This window comes from Planotetraspora thailandica (genome assembly GCF_016863335.1).
In the GTDB taxonomy this organism is placed as follows: domain Bacteria; phylum Actinomycetota; class Actinomycetes; order Streptosporangiales; family Streptosporangiaceae; genus Planotetraspora; species Planotetraspora thailandica.
Window position 1 is genome coordinate 91,383 of sequence record NZ_BOOR01000034.1, and the last position, 13,332, is coordinate 104,714.

Genomic DNA, 13,332 nt, shown 5'->3' on the forward strand with positions numbered 1-13,332 from the left:
GGACGACTCCCTCGTTCCGGACGGGCGTCCGGTGTGACCACGATGGGGCTTTCCCCAGGGTCAGAGTCAACGGGTCATTCGTCGTCCGCGGCGAGGATGCTCAGCAGGGTCAGCGCCTCTTCCGAGGAGGTGCCGGGGTCGGCGCTGCAGACGAAGAGCAGCACATCGGGGGAGCTTTGCATGTTCAGCGTGTCATGCCGGAGGTTCAGGTGGCCGATCTCGGGGTGGTACATGTGCTTGAACTCGCCGGGGTCCATGTCGCCGCGCGACCACAGCTGCCGGAACTCCTTGCTCTCCGAGCAGAGTTGCTCGACCAGGTCGCGCAGGGCAGGGGAGGTGTGCTCGCCGTCGGTCGCGGCGCGCAGGTGGGCCACCTTCGAGCGGGCCTCCTGCTCCCAGTCGGGGAAGAACTGGTGCGCCACGGGTGCGAGGAAGGCGTGGCGCATGAGGTTGTCCGCGTGATCCATGCCCTTGAACAGGGTGCGCGCCAGGCTGTTGGCGGCCAGCACGTCGAGCTGGTGGTTCACGGCGAAGACGGGCGCGTGATACCAGCCTTCGACGGTCCTGACCACCTGCTGGGACACCTGCGGCCGCTCTCGGGGGTGTGCCACGTCGAACATGTGCTCAGAAGCGGCGGCGTCGAGGTCGAAGGCGCGGCTGAGGCCGTGGAGCACCTGATCGCAGGGCTCGGTCTCCCGCCCCTCCTCCAGCCGGGCGTAGTACGCCGGACTGATGCCCGCCATGATGGCCACCTCTTCGCGCCGCAGCTCGGACGGCTGGGGGCCGTGCCGCCTGATCAGGGCGTCGACGGGTGCCGCTCTACGCAGGGCGCGAAGCAAGTCAGCGAATACTTCCACTCCGCCACGTTACGACTCGACCATTTTGTGAGGAATGGGTGTGTTACACCTAGGACCCGTCATCACACGAGGCCGACGAACATCGTGGTGTGGAGGATCTCGACGTGCCTCCTGGCGACGTCGACGGCGGCGCGCGGGTCCTGCGCGACGACGGACGCGACCAGTTCCCGGTGCTCCCCGTTGGACTCGCGCAGGTAGTCGACGGGATAGGGCAGGTAGAACTGGTAGAGCTCCTGGAGCACCTTGCGATATTCCGGTACGGCTCCCGCCAGCCCGGTGGCCTCGGCGACCAGGATGTGGAACCGCTCGTCGAGGGCGTGGAAGTCGGCCCAGTCCTTGGCGGCGTCCATCTGGTGGACGAGATCGGTGAGCTCCTCGATGTGGCCGGCATCGGCGCGCAACGTGGCGAGGTGCGTCACCCCGCACTCCAGCATCACCCGATGGTCGATCAGCCGGTGGACCTCCGCGGCCGACTCCTGATATGCGGCGATCTCCGAGACGACGCCGGTCGCCGGTGAACGCTCCACGAGGGTGCCGCCGGTCCTGCCGCGCACCCGCCGCAGCACCCCGTCGGTGCACAACGAGACGAGGGCCCGCCGCACGGTGATCTCGCTGACGTCGAGGGCGGCGGCGATGTCGGTGGCGGGCGGCAGCCGTTCCCCCGGTTTGAGCAGGCCGAGGTCGACGGCCAGCCCGATGCGCGCACGGACCGTGTCCAGGGCGGAGAGCCTGCGGATCCCTGCGAGAGCTGGGGCGGCAAGATCGACGCGCTTGCCGGACGCGGGGGACATGTGATCACCGTAGCTCACCTGCCGGAATCCGAAAAATAAATCATCTTGAGCACTATTGCGAAAAGTGTTCAAGATGATTTATTTTCGCCGTCATGTCCCGTGCGCTCCCTCTTGCGCTCGTGCAGGAGCCCCCCACCTCGGACGTCGACGGCTTCGCCGACGCCGTACACGCGAGGCTCGCGAGCCTGCCCCAGACGCGCCTGATCGCCTATCCCGAGCTGCACGTCTGCGGCGCGGACGACGTCGAGGCGATGGCGGAGCCGCTGGACGGCCCCCGGGGGAAGCGGCTCGCCGAGCTCGCGGGAGACCTGGGGATCTGGCTGCTGCCGGGCACCGTGGTCGAGCGGGGCGACGACGGGGCGATCTACAACACCGCCGTCGCGTACTCGCCCGAAGGGCGGCTCGCCGCCTCCTACCGCAAGATGTTCCCGTGGCGGCCGTACGAGCCGTATGCGCCGGGCGACCGCTTCGTGGTCTTCGACATACCGGAGGCCGGCAGGCTCGGCTTCGCCGTCTGCTACGACGCGTGGTTTCCCGAGGCCGCCAGGCACCTGGCCTGGATGGGCGCCGAAATCATCGTCAACCCGGTGAAGACCACCACCTGCGACCGGGCTCAGGAGCTGGTGCTCGCCCGGGCCAACGCCATCGTCAACCAGGTGTTCGTGCTCAGCGTCAACGCCGCCGGGCCCCAAGGGGCCGGGGAAAGCATGATCGTCGACCCCGAGGGGCGGGTGCGCGCGGCCGTGAGCCACTCGGGCACCGCCGTGCTCACCGACGTGATCGACCTCGACGACGTCGCCCGTGTCCGGAGGTACGGCACGGCCGGCCTCAACCGGATGTGGTCGCAGTTCCTTCCCGGCGACACCCCCATCGACCTCCCGCTCTACGAGGGCCGCCTGCACCCGGACCGCTGGCGACCCGGCACTCCCCAGTAGAAAGACCCAGGCCCCATGTCGATGCAACCCACCCTCACCAGGTCCCTCGGCCTCAGCTCCGTCGTGTTGTTCGGTCTGGCGTACATGACGCCGTTGATCGTTTTGGGGATCTTCGGCGTCGTCGCCGAGACCACCGGCGGCGCGACCCCCTCGGCCTACCTCATCGCGCTGATCGCGATGCTCTTCACGGCCTACAGCTACGGCCGTATGGCGGCGGCCTTCCCGGTCGCGGGTTCCGCCTACACCTACGTGCGCAAGGCCATCGACTCCCGGGCGGGGTTCATGGTGGGCTGGGCCGTACTGCTCGACTACTTCTTCCTGCCGATGGTCATCTGGCTGATCGGCGGCGCCTACCTGTCGGCCCAGTGGCCCGGCGTGCCCTTCGCCGTATGGATCCTCGGCTTCATCGTGCTCACGACGGTGCTGAACCTGGTGGGCGTCAAGGTGGCCGACAAGGCCAACAGCCTGCTGATGACCTTCCAGATCCTCGTCATCGTCTTCTTCGTCGTCCTGGCGGTCCACCACCTCGTGGCCGGGGCGGGCGCGGGAAGCCTGTTCAGCCTCACGCCGTTCTCGGGGACCACTGCCACGTTCTCCGGCGTCACCGGCGGCGCGGCCATCGCGGCCTACTCCTTCCTCGGCTTCGACGCGGTGACCACCCTGACCGAGGAGGCGCGCGAGCCGCGCACGACCGTTCCCCGGGCGATCCTGCTGGTCGCGCTGATCGGCGGCGGCATCTTCGTCGTCGTCGCGTACGTCGCGCAGCTGCTGCACCCGGGCGGCCAGTTCGCCGACTCCTCCTCGGCCGCGTTCGACCTCGCCAAGCTCATCGGCGGCAGCCTGTTCGGCTCGGTCTTCCTCGCCGGGCTCGTCGTCGCCCAGTTCTCCTCCGGGCTCGCAGCACAGGCCGGCACCGCGCGCCTGCTGTACGCCATGGGCCGTGACTCGGTCCTTCCGCGCAAGCTGTTCGGGTTCGTGCACCCCCGCTACCGCACTCCCGCCTTCGGCATCCTGCTCACCGGCGTGGTCGGCCTCATCGCGCTCACCCTCGACGTGGCGACCTCGACCTCGTTCATCAACTTCGGCGCCTTCGTGGCCTTCACCTGCGTCAACCTCAGCGTGATCGCCTACTGGCTGCGGGAGCGCAGGGCCGGGCGCACGCTCGGCGTCGTCGGGCACGTGGTCGTCCCGGTGATCGGGGCCGCGGTCTGCGTCTGGCTGCTGACCAACCTGGACGCCAAGGCCATCACGCTCGGCCTCGTGTGGCTCGCGGCCGGCCTGGTGTATCTGGCCGTGCTCACCCGTGGCTTCCGCCGCCCGACGCCGGAGATGCAGTTCAGCGAGGGGGAGCCCGCGGCGGCCGGGACGCGCTGATCCGCGTGTGGGCCCGGTCCCGCGACCGGGGCTCACACGAGATGGCTCCTGAGCCGTCCGCTGAGGCGGAGCTGCGGGTGGCCGCCTACACCGCCGCCCACGATTGGTACGGCAGGCCAGAGGAGGCGTCGGCCGTGTTCCTTCTGGCCGTGCCCCACGACTCCGACGGCTCATGGCGGCTGCGGGTCGTGACGGCGAGTGACCCCACCGGCTTCCGCATCGACGCCTCCGCCTTCCGCGGCCCATCGGAGGAGTGGCAGGCCCTGGATAACGCCGGGGAGCCCGGCCACCCTTGACGGTGTGGACCGCACTCAACTGGCCGACTTCCTCCGCCGGGCCCGCACCCGCCTGTCGCCTGGCGACGTCGGGTTGTCCCCCGGCGCGCGCCGCCGTACGCCGGGGCTGCGCCGCGAGGAGGTGGCCCAGCTCACCGGCATGTCCGTCGACTACTACATCCGCCTGGAGCAGGCCCGCGGCCCGCGCCCGTCGCGCCAGATGCTGGGGGCGCTCGCCCGCACGTTGCGGCTCACCGACGACGAGCGCGACCACCTGTTCTACCTGGTGGGAGAGGAGCCGCCGCGTGACAGGCGGACCTCCGGCCACGTACGGCCAGGCATGATGAGCATCCTCGACCGGTTGCACGACCTGCCGGCGCTGGTGCTCAACGACTGGGGCGACGTGCTCGCGCAGAACGCCATGGCGAGCGCGCTCGTGGGCGACGTCGACGCCCGGCCGGCGCCGCAGCGCAACGTCGTCCGCCGTTTCTTCACCGATCCGCGCACGCGTGAGCTGTTCCCGGCCGAAGACCACGAGCACCTCGCACGCAGCCACGTCGCCCAGCTCCGGGCGCTGCTCGCGGCGCGGCCCGACGAGGCAGCCATCGTGGCGCTGGTGGCCGAGTTGCGCGCCGTCAGCGAGGAGTTCGCCGCGTTGTGGGAGGACCACGACGTGGCCGTACGGCGGGCCGACGTCAAACGGTTCCTGCATCCGGTGGTCGGGCCGCTGGAGCTCGAATGCGAGGTGATGGTCAGCGCCGAGCACGGCCAGCACCTGATCGTCTACACCGCCCGTCCCGGCACCGAGTCCGCTGAGCGGCTGGAACTGCTGCGCGTCGTCGGCCTCCAGGACCTCACGACCTCCCGGTAACCGGGCTCCGCCCACCCGGTGGGCCGCTGACGCAGGATGGGCGGCATGGAGATCTATCACGGCACGGGGCCGGGGGCCATCACGCCGGACGGCTGCGCCGTCGACTTCTACGCGATGCTGACGGCGGACGGCGAGCCCGAGCTCGTCCACTCCGCCGTCCCGCAGGGGGCGCGCATCCTCGAGCTGGGCTCGGGAACGGGCCGCATCACGCACCCGCTGCTCGCGCTGGGGCACGAGGTGGTCGCCGTCGACGAGTCGCCCGAGATGCTCGCACACATCAAGGGAGCCGAGACGGTCTGCTCCCCCATCCAGTCGCTGTCGCTCGACCGCACGTTCGACGTCGTCCTCCTCATGTCGTTCGTGATCGAGACGGCCGACGAGGCGTTGAGGCGGGCGTTCCTGCGGACGTGCCGCAGGCATGTCGCCGACGACGGCTGTGTGATCCTGCAGCGCAAGCCGCCCGAGTGGTACGACACGATCCAGCCGTCCGAACGAGTGGCCGAGGGAATCCGCCGCCGCATGAAGGACATCCACCGGCCGGGCCCCGATCTGCTCTCGGCCACCATGGAATACACGGTCGGCGACCGGATCTGGACGCACACGTTCGTCAGCAGGCGCCTCGATGACGATTTCCTCGCCTCGTCGCTGGAGGAGGCGGGTCTCACGATGGCCGGCTTCATCGACGGCGACCGCGGGTGGGTGCGTGCCGTGCCGCACATTCAGACCGAGAGCGAATAGACCTAACCGGTTTAACTCCGGACGATGCAGGATCGTTTGTCGGTAGACCCCCGAATCCGGAGGACCAATGCCTGAACCGAGCGAGGCCGAACTCGTCGTGACCGGGGTGGACACCCATGACTGGGGGGCGACCGAGGACGACGAGGAGCAGGTGCTGCGCGATCTCGGTTACGTTCTCAACCCGCTGACCGGCATCTACGAGGGTGACGGTCATCCGGACCCCGACGCGCGCGAGGACGGTGGAGCGTGAGCGCGCGCGCCATGCTGGAGGCCGCCCGGGCGACCCTCGGGATGAAGGGGCGGCCGAACACCATCACGCGTGACTACGCGCGCAGGAACGGAGACGAATTCCTGTCGGCGGCGTGGTGCGACCAGGCGGTCACCTATTGGGCGAGGCAGAGCGACAACGTCGCGGCGGTCCTGCCGAAAGGGGACCGGGCCTACACCGTCTGGCACGCGCAGGACGGTCAGAAGCTGGGCCGCTGGTTCGCCGGGACGGCGGCGAACCTGAAGGCACACGCGAAACCCGGCGCCATCGTGTTCTTCGACTGGAAGGGCGGCGACGCGATCGGCGCCGTCGACCACGTCGGCGTCGTGGAGCGCAACCTGGGCGACGGACGCGTCCAGACCATCGAGGGCAACACCGGGGACGCCTGCAAGCGCCGCGTGCGCTCCGCATCGGTGATCGCCGGCTTCTGGAATCCCGAATACGGCTTGGAGGACGACGTGCCCGAGGTGGTTTCGCTGGGCGCCGGCCAGGACCAGAAGGTCGCCGCCGGCGCGGAGATGGTGGTGCGGTGGCACACCGAGTTCACCGACGACCCCAAGGCTCACGGGGACGACGGCGTCGCCGTCAGGGCCTCGGGTACGCGCTGGTGCGTCTGCGACGCCCTGGTGAAGATCGGCGGTTTGCAGCCGGGGGACGAGCTGGACGTCGCGTGGTCACGCTACGACCGGGACGGTGAGAAGTTCCTCGACGACGCGTGGCGGCTCACCTGCCACGCCGACTCGACCGGGCGTGTGGAGGTCAGCCTCGGCGGCCAGTTGTCGCTGAGCACGACCAACCAACTGCGTCTCCGGGTTCTCAACTCCAGCCCGCGGCCCGCGACCGTCGAGAAGGTGACGACGGCAAGGATCGCGCTGTTCAAGCGCTGATACCGGGCCTCTCCGAAACGATCATCGTTGTGTCGGTGCGGTGACGTAGCGTGTCGGTGTCGTCGCCCGATCGGCCGATGGAGGCCCCCTTGATCATCGTTTCCGGGAAGCTCTACGTCGATCCGGCGGCCCGCCAGGACTACCTGGCGGGCTGCCGTGCCGTCATCGAGCAGGCGCGGACCACCCCCGGCTGTCTCGACTTCGCCCTGTCGCCCGACTCCATCGAGCCGGGGCGGATCAACGTGTACGAGCACTGGGAGTCGGCCGTGCATCTTGAGCGCTTCCGCGGCTCCGGTCCCGAGCCGGACCAGGTGGCGGCGATCCGCGACGCGCAGGTGGCGGAGTATCGCGTATCCCTCTGATCTCACTCAGGCCCGACTTTTTGTGATTTAGCGGGCTCCCGCGGCGTCTCCGTAGAGAGACCACGCTCTGTGCAGAGGGCGTTGTCTCGTCATGGCGTCATGGTCAGAGGCCGAATTGATTCGGCTTTTGAGGAGATCCAATGCGTTCGCTCGCGGTTCCCGCCCGTCGCCGACCGATCATGCCGCCGGTGCGCCGGGCGAGCTGATCATGTCCCCAATCGCCGCGCGCCGGTGCCCTCGCTCCGCCGGGCGGCCGTCCATAAGTGCAGACGTCCGACCATTTAGGCGCATAAAGATGTGCGTATGTACTTGGGCGGGTTTTAAGTCCGTTTTAACCTGGGGCGAGGCCCCTGGGTCTCACCTCCCAGATCCGGCCCTAATGAGAGGGGCTGACATGAGAGCGGCCACGATCGGCGTACCGATCCTTGCGGTGATCACCGCGGTGCTCGTCACGCGATGCGTCGCCGCAGGGCCCCCCAGTCATTCGGCCGCGCACCACCTGTCCGCCCAGGCCCAGGCCCCGATCCCCGGCGGCGTGAACGGCGCGTCCGCGCCTGCCGCCGCCCCGTCCGGCTCCTTCAACGCGACCGACGTCGCCTGGTTGCAGCTCATGATCCCCATGACGGAACAGGCCGTGTTGCTGCTCGACATGGCGCCGGCGAAGACCTCCGACCCCAAGATCGCAGTGCTGTCCAAGAGCCTCGGCGCCGGCAACCGCGCGGAGCTCCAGCGCCTGCACGAGCTGCTCGACCGGTCGGGCGTGCCGTACGTCAACGAGCATGAGGGGCACAACCTGCCGGGCATGGTCACGACGGACGAGCTCGGCCTGATCAGCGCGGCCGACGGCGCGGCCTTCGACCGGCTCTTCGCCCAGCACACGCGCGAGTTCCTCATGCAGTCCGTGCTGGTGGCGAAGGGCGAGCAGGGGGCAGGGGGCGATGCGGACACCAAGGCGTTCGCCGCGTCCATGGCCGAGGCGCACGAGAGTGAGCTCACCCAGCTCGAAGGCATCGGGGAGTGAGGTCCGCCGCGAACGTGCGCCCCACGCGCGGCGGCCACGCCGTGCCCACTACGCACACCGCTTCCACCGCGCGCACCGCCTCCACCCCGCCCAGGCGGCGCGGCATGCCGGAACCGGCCCCCGTGCCGCAGGCGCATCCGCTCGTCGTGCTCACGCTGATCGCCGCGGGTGCGGTCGCCGCCACCTCGGGATGCTGGTCGGGGCCGGCCCCCGGCCTCCACGGCTGGTCCGCGTGGGCCGGCCGGCTCACCGGTCTGCTCGCCGGATACGCCTGCGCGATCCTCGTGGCGCTGGTGTCGCGGATGCCGTTGCTGGACCGCGGGATCGGCTCCGACCGGCTGGCCCGCTGGCACGCCGTGATCGGCCGGTACACCGTCGTGCTGTCGCTCGCCCACGCGGTCTTCGCGTCGGCCGCGTACGGCACGGGCCCCGGGAAGGGCGTGGTGGAAGGCGTCACAACGCTGATCATGGACGGGCCCGGCCTGCTGGAGGCGACCGTCGGCCTGGCCTTTCTGATCGGCGTCGGGATCGTCTCCGTGCGGAAGCTGCGGGGGCGGCTGCCGTACGAGCTGTGGCATTACCTCCACTTCGTCACCTACGCTGCGATCTTCCTGGCCTTCAGCCACCAGCTCCTGGGGCCGGACTTCCTCGAAAACCAGGCGGCCAGCGCCCTTTGGCTGGCGCTTTACGTGTCCGCCGCCTTCCTGCTGATCTGGTACCGCTTCGTCACGCCCCTGCGCCGGGCCCTGCGCCACCGTCTCAAGGTGGCGGAGGTTCGCAGGGAGTCGCCGGGCGTGGTGTCGGTCTACCTGGTCGGGGAGCGTCTCCACGAACTGGGCGCCGAGCCCGGCCAGTTCTTCCGCTGGCGTTTCCTGGCTCGGGGCATGTGGTGGACCGCGAACCCCTACTCCCTGTCGGCCCCGCCCAACGCCCGCTTCCTGCGGATCACCGTCAAGGGGGTGGGCGGCCACAGCCGCGCGCTGGCCGGTCTGCGGCCCGGCGTGCGGGTGTGGGCGGAGGGCCCGTACGGCGCGCTGACCGCGGCCCGCCGGCGACGTCCGCAGGTGCTGCTGGTCGGCGGGGGCGTGGGCATCAGCCCGCTGCGGGCGCTCTTCGAGACGTTGCCCGGACAGGTGACGCTGGTCTACCTGGCCCGGCGGGACGAGGACCTGATCTTGCGAAACGAACTGGACGCCATCGCCGCCGCGCGGGGCGCCAGGGTCCACTACACGGTGGACGAGACCCCCGGGTCGCGGCGCGGCCGTGCCGTGCCTCTGACCGGGCGGGCCCTGAGGTCCCTGATCCCGGGCCTGGCCGTGCACGACGTGTACCTGTGCGGCCCGGCCGGCATGACGACCGCGGCCCGGCGGGCCCTGAGGCGCGCGGGTGTGCCCAATCGGCGCATCCACCTGGAGCAGTTCGACTTCTGATCGACCCCCATATGGGCGATTTGTCCAGGTATGCGTAGCCTGAAATTGGGGAGAGGGGGATCAGCATGCGCGATCGAACGGATGCGAGCGTCTTCTTCATCGGAAACGCGACCACGATCATTCGCTGCGGCGGGTTCACGGTCCTGACCGACCCGAACTTCCTGCACCGCGGCCAGCGGGCCCATCTCGGCTGGGGCCTGTCCACGCGGCGCCGCACCGAACCGGCGATGGACGTCTACGAGCTGCCACCGCTGGACGCGGTCGTGCTCTCGCACATGCACGGCGACCACTGGGACCGGATCGCCCGGCGCGGCCTCGACAAAGACCTTCCGATCGTCACCACGCACCACGCGGCCCACAAGCTCAAGCGGCAGGGGTTCCGCAACGCCGCCGGGCTCGACGACTGGGACGTGCACCGCATCGTCAGGGGCGATCACACCCTGACGATCACGGCCACTCCCGCCAGGCACGGGCCGGGTCCGACCCAGATGCTGATGCCGCCCTGCATGGGCAGCGTGCTCGACTTCAGCCAGCACGGTGAGATGGATCTCCGCCTGCACATCAGCGGGGACACCGTCATGGACCCCTGCCTGACGGAGATCCCGCAGCGCTTCCCGGACATCGACGCCGGCATCGTCCACCTGGGCGGCACCAAGATCCTTGGCGTGCTCGTGACCATGGACGGCTGGCAGGGCGCCGAGTGGATCCAGCTGATCAAGCCGGCGTCCGTGCTCCCGGTGCACTTCGACGACTACGAGATGTTCAGCTCGGGGATCGACGACTTCCAGCAGCAGGTCAACCGGGCACGGCTCGGCCACCTCGTCCACTACATCGGGCGCGGTGAGACCTACCACCTGCCCGTACGGCGGGCCGGCACGCGGCCGGAGTCGCCGTGGCCGGGCGGCTGACGGAGATCATCGGCGCACCAGCACGGCGACCACCAGGTACGGCACGGCCGCCACGGTGAAGATCAGCCATGGATCGGCCCAGAGCGAGCCCGTGCCGTACCCGGCGAAGACGAGCACCGCGACCGCCTCGATGCCCAGGCCGGACATCGAGGTGACGGTGGCGCGGGAGCGGTCGGAGATGCCGTCCTGCAGCCGCGCCTCCATCGCGGCGGTGGCCCACTGGAAGACGCCGAACGCGACGGCGACGAGCACGAAACCCGCCGGCCGTGCCGTGGCCGCGCCGACGCCGAGGCAGAGCGCGGCCACGGCCAGGGCGGGAGCCAGGGCGCGCGGCGCCCGCCCGGCCAGCCATCCGCCGGCGGCGGCCCCGGCATACACCGTCACCATGAGCACGGGCACGGCCGCTGTTGAGACGCCTGTCCCCTTGGCGAGCAGCGGGAGATACTCGTCCAGCGCCCCCGCCCCCGAGATCACCGCGAGGAGCAGGAACAGCTTGCGGACGGGGGGAGAGCGGCGCACTTCGGCGAGGCCGTCGCGGAGCACGTCCATGAAGGTCGCCTCATCGCGCTCCTCCGCGGGCGCGCGCGACTCGGGGAAGGACCACCCGATGAGGGCGACGGCCAGGGTCGTCCCCACGCTGATCAGCCCCACGGCAAGGTAGCCGCCCGCCGCGAGCACGGGGCCCGTGAGTCCGGCGGCGACCATCACCGCCGTCGTGCCGACCGCCTCGGAGCGTCCGGTCAGCCGGGCGTAGCTCGCGGCGGCGCCGAGCCGGGCGAGCTCCTCGTAGACGAGGGCCTGCAAGGTGCCCGAACGCAGGGATCCGCCCGCACCCCACAACACGAAGCCGATCGCGAACCCGGGATAGGAGGGCGCGAACGTCCACAGGGAAAAGCCCGCGGCGGTGAGGAGCGGGCCGATGATCAGCAGCCGGCGCCGGGAGAACACGTCGGCCCACAGGCCGGACGGCACCTCGACAACGACACTGGCGACCGACCAGATCACGAAAAGGGACGAGATCTCACCGGGGGACAGCCCGTGCTCGGCGAACAGGACCGCGTACACCGCGTAGAAGAGCACGCAGTGCTCGAAGAAGGAGTAGGCGTAGAGCCGGGCCGCGAGGGCCCGTTCAGGTGAAGATCAATGTCGTCGGCTCATGTCCCGGACTCTAATCGACGGACCGCGCCCGCGCGCGATTTCACCGGCCGAGCTGGCCGCGCGCGGTTTCACCGGCCGCGCGCGATTTCACCGGCCGAGTTGGTCGAGCAGCCAGCGCGGGCCGGCGACCAGGCCGCCCAGCGCGGCCACGCGCTCACGCAGGCCGCGGTCGGCCGTGACCACCAGCACCTTCTCGTACGGCATGGCCGCCCGGACGACCTCGACGATCGCGTCGTCTCCGCTGCCCGGGGCCACCACGACGTCGACGCCGCCCGGGGCCGTGGCGGCGGCGCCGGAGGCCGCCCCCTCCAGGACGGCGACGACCCGGGGGAACCACGGGGTCAGCGCGGGGAGCACCTCGGCCGGCCCCGCGAGCCCCGTGGAGGCGAGCGGGACCAGTTCGTCCAGCAGGCGGCGGGCGGCTCCCGCACGGTCCTTCCACCAGCCGTGCTCGGCCCGCGCACCGACGATGTTGGCCATGTCGAGCACGAGGGTCACCGGGCTGAGCGCGAGGCTGATCCACGGCCACGTCTCGGCGAAGCCCGGGTGCAGCTTCTTGATCGCGACCTCGTCGGCGGCCACCCAGCGCATGTCCTCGGTCTCGCCGTTGGCCGGCTTGGCGTCCAGCATGCCCGTGGCCTGCGCGATCACCGTGCGGAACGTCCACCCGCCGTGGTCGTCGACGAACACGCCCCCGACGCGCAGCAGCTCGGCGGTGATCGCCGCCTCCTCCCATGCCTCGCGCAGCGCGCCCGTGATCGCGTCCTCGTGGCTGTCGAGCGCGCCGCCGGGCAGCCCCCACGTGCCGCCGTGATGGCTCCACCAGGCCCGCTTCTGCATCAGCACGTACGGCATGCCGTCCTGCGTGTAGTGCACAGCGAGCAGGCCGGCCGCGCCGTACAGGCCCCAGTGATCGTGGCCTCGGTCGCAATGCGCCCAGCCGTCGCCGTCCCTCGCCGCCATGGCCTCATCCTGCCGCAGAACGTGTTGTGAACGATGATCCCGTGCCCGCGATCACCAGGTCTCCGGAGGCGCCTCCACTCCGACGGCGAGGTCGAACAGGACGACGCCGTCGTCGAGCCTGATGACCTGGATCTGTGTCGCGATCTGTGCCTCTCTCATCCGCGCGACAGCCTCCTGCGCGAGCGGCGCGAAGGCGTAACGTTCCGCGGACCTGAAGTCGGGGATCGGCCGGGCGGAGCGGACCTCGAATCGGTCGGGCGGCCAGATGGGGGACACGGGACCTGATTGCTGCCAGCCGGACATCCTTCTCCTGTCATGCCACCCGGGGGCGGGTCGTGACCTGGGTGCGGGACCTCCGGGTCGTGATGTGACGGGCCCGATGGCCGATCGTTATGAACCGGTAAGCGATCCTTCCCGACCCGTTCCCGCAGTTCTACTAACGTGTAACACCTCACTCGTGATTCCCCACATTTCAGGAGAATCAGGAGATTTCA

General features: G+C 70.1%; 16 protein-coding genes. 11 read left to right on the top strand and 5 right to left on the bottom strand.

Features of this window, described 5'->3' with window-relative positions; translation table 11 throughout:
• Positions 1-74: 74 nt before the first annotated feature.
• Together Pth03_RS22845 and Pth03_RS22850 are read right to left on the bottom strand one after the other, a co-directional pair.
• Positions 75-857, bottom strand: a complete 783-nt coding sequence (locus Pth03_RS22845) for a helix-turn-helix domain-containing protein (protein WP_203946387.1) — start codon at positions 855-857, stop codon at positions 75-77.
• 62 nt (positions 858-919) lie between these two features.
• Positions 920-1,648, bottom strand: a complete 729-nt coding sequence (locus tag Pth03_RS22850; RefSeq protein WP_203946388.1) for a FadR/GntR family transcriptional regulator — start codon at positions 1,646-1,648, stop codon at positions 920-922.
• Positions 1,649-1,740: 92 nt separating this feature from the next.
• Here Pth03_RS22850 and Pth03_RS22855 point away from each other — a divergent pair, with 92 nt between their 5' ends.
• The 11 genes from Pth03_RS22855 to Pth03_RS22905 all read left to right on the top strand — a co-directional run bounded on the left by Pth03_RS22855 (position 1,741) and on the right by Pth03_RS22905 (position 10,717).
• The gene (locus Pth03_RS22855; RefSeq protein ID WP_203946389.1) at positions 1,741-2,583 is read left to right on the top strand and encodes a carbon-nitrogen hydrolase family protein; all 843 of its coding nucleotides are present in this window, start codon (positions 1,741-1,743) and stop codon (positions 2,581-2,583) included.
• Between the two features lie 15 nt (positions 2,584-2,598).
• Positions 2,599-3,957: an APC family permease gene (locus Pth03_RS22860; protein ID WP_203946390.1), complete on the top strand. Its 1,359-nt coding sequence runs from the start codon at positions 2,599-2,601 to the stop codon at positions 3,955-3,957.
• Between the two features lie 41 nt (positions 3,958-3,998).
• A complete protein-coding gene (locus tag Pth03_RS22865; RefSeq protein WP_203946391.1) occupies positions 3,999-4,253 on the top strand; it encodes a hypothetical protein in 255 nt (84 codons plus the stop codon).
• A 4-nt stretch (positions 4,254-4,257) separates the two neighbouring features.
• Positions 4,258-5,103 carry a helix-turn-helix transcriptional regulator gene (locus Pth03_RS22870; protein WP_203946392.1) on the top strand — a complete coding sequence of 282 codons (846 nt, stop codon included), beginning with the start codon at positions 4,258-4,260 and terminating at the stop codon, positions 5,101-5,103.
• A gap of 45 nt (positions 5,104-5,148) precedes the next feature.
• Positions 5,149-5,841: a class I SAM-dependent methyltransferase gene (locus Pth03_RS22875; protein WP_203946393.1), complete on the top strand. Its 693-nt coding sequence runs from the start codon at positions 5,149-5,151 to the stop codon at positions 5,839-5,841.
• Positions 5,842-5,908: 67 nt separating this feature from the next.
• Entirely contained in the window at positions 5,909-6,091 is a 183-nt protein-coding gene (locus Pth03_RS22880) for a hypothetical protein (RefSeq protein ID WP_203946394.1), read from the top strand.
• On the top strand, positions 6,088-6,996 hold the full coding sequence (locus tag Pth03_RS22885) for a CHAP domain-containing protein (RefSeq protein ID WP_239119281.1): 909 nt from the start codon (positions 6,088-6,090) through the stop codon (positions 6,994-6,996). Before Pth03_RS22880 ends, Pth03_RS22885 begins: the two co-directional genes overlap by 4 nt.
• Positions 6,997-7,085: 89 nt before the next feature.
• Entirely contained in the window at positions 7,086-7,358 is a 273-nt protein-coding gene (locus Pth03_RS22890; RefSeq protein WP_203946395.1) for a putative quinol monooxygenase, read from the top strand.
• A 394-nt stretch (positions 7,359-7,752) separates the two neighbouring features.
• Complete coding sequence (locus Pth03_RS22895; protein WP_203946396.1) at positions 7,753-8,379, top strand: DUF305 domain-containing protein; 627 nt, start codon at positions 7,753-7,755, stop codon at positions 8,377-8,379.
• Positions 8,376-9,809, top strand: a complete 1,434-nt coding sequence (locus Pth03_RS22900; RefSeq protein WP_239119282.1) for a ferredoxin reductase family protein — start codon at positions 8,376-8,378, stop codon at positions 9,807-9,809. Before Pth03_RS22895 ends, Pth03_RS22900 begins: the two co-directional genes overlap by 4 nt.
• Before the next feature lie 65 nt (positions 9,810-9,874).
• Positions 9,875-10,717: an MBL fold metallo-hydrolase gene (locus tag Pth03_RS22905; RefSeq protein ID WP_203946397.1), complete on the top strand. Its 843-nt coding sequence runs from the start codon at positions 9,875-9,877 to the stop codon at positions 10,715-10,717.
• Between the two features lie 6 nt (positions 10,718-10,723).
• Here the strand turns inward: Pth03_RS22905 and Pth03_RS22910 are convergent, their stop codons facing one another.
• The 3 genes from Pth03_RS22910 to Pth03_RS22920 form a co-directional block, all read right to left on the bottom strand.
• A complete protein-coding gene (locus tag Pth03_RS22910) occupies positions 10,724-11,797 on the bottom strand; it encodes an MFS transporter (RefSeq protein WP_239119283.1) in 1,074 nt (357 codons plus the stop codon).
• Positions 11,798-11,962: 165 nt separating this feature from the next.
• Entirely contained in the window at positions 11,963-12,838 is an 876-nt protein-coding gene (locus Pth03_RS22915) for an NUDIX hydrolase (protein ID WP_203946398.1), read from the bottom strand.
• 51 nt (positions 12,839-12,889) lie between these two features.
• Complete coding sequence (locus tag Pth03_RS22920; RefSeq protein ID WP_203946399.1) at positions 12,890-13,114, bottom strand: hypothetical protein; 225 nt, start codon at positions 13,112-13,114, stop codon at positions 12,890-12,892.
• Positions 13,115-13,332: the final 218 nt, after the last annotated feature.

Bases quoted from the DNA above. Each gene is read 5' to 3' on its own strand.
- Pth03_RS22850 (WP_203946388.1), bottom strand. From the start codon at position 1,648: ATGTCCCCCGCGTCCGGCAAGCGCGTCGATCTTGCCGCCCCAGCTCTC.
- Pth03_RS22855 (WP_203946389.1), top strand. From the start codon at position 1,741: ATGTCCCGTGCGCTCCCTCTTGCGCTCGTGCAGGAGCCCCCCACCTCG.
- Pth03_RS22860 (WP_203946390.1), top strand. From the start codon at position 2,599: ATGTCGATGCAACCCACCCTCACCAGGTCCCTCGGCCTCAGCTCCGTC.
- Pth03_RS22865 (WP_203946391.1), top strand. From the start codon at position 3,999: ATGGCTCCTGAGCCGTCCGCTGAGGCGGAGCTGCGGGTGGCCGCCTAC.
- Pth03_RS22875 (WP_203946393.1), top strand. From the start codon at position 5,149: ATGGAGATCTATCACGGCACGGGGCCGGGGGCCATCACGCCGGACGGC.
- Pth03_RS22880 (WP_203946394.1), top strand. From the start codon at position 5,909: ATGCCTGAACCGAGCGAGGCCGAACTCGTCGTGACCGGGGTGGACACC.
- Pth03_RS22895 (WP_203946396.1), top strand. From the start codon at position 7,753: ATGAGAGCGGCCACGATCGGCGTACCGATCCTTGCGGTGATCACCGCG.
- Pth03_RS22905 (WP_203946397.1), top strand. From the start codon at position 9,875: ATGCGCGATCGAACGGATGCGAGCGTCTTCTTCATCGGAAACGCGACC.
- Pth03_RS22915 (WP_203946398.1), bottom strand. From the start codon at position 12,838: ATGGCGGCGAGGGACGGCGACGGCTGGGCGCATTGCGACCGAGGCCAC.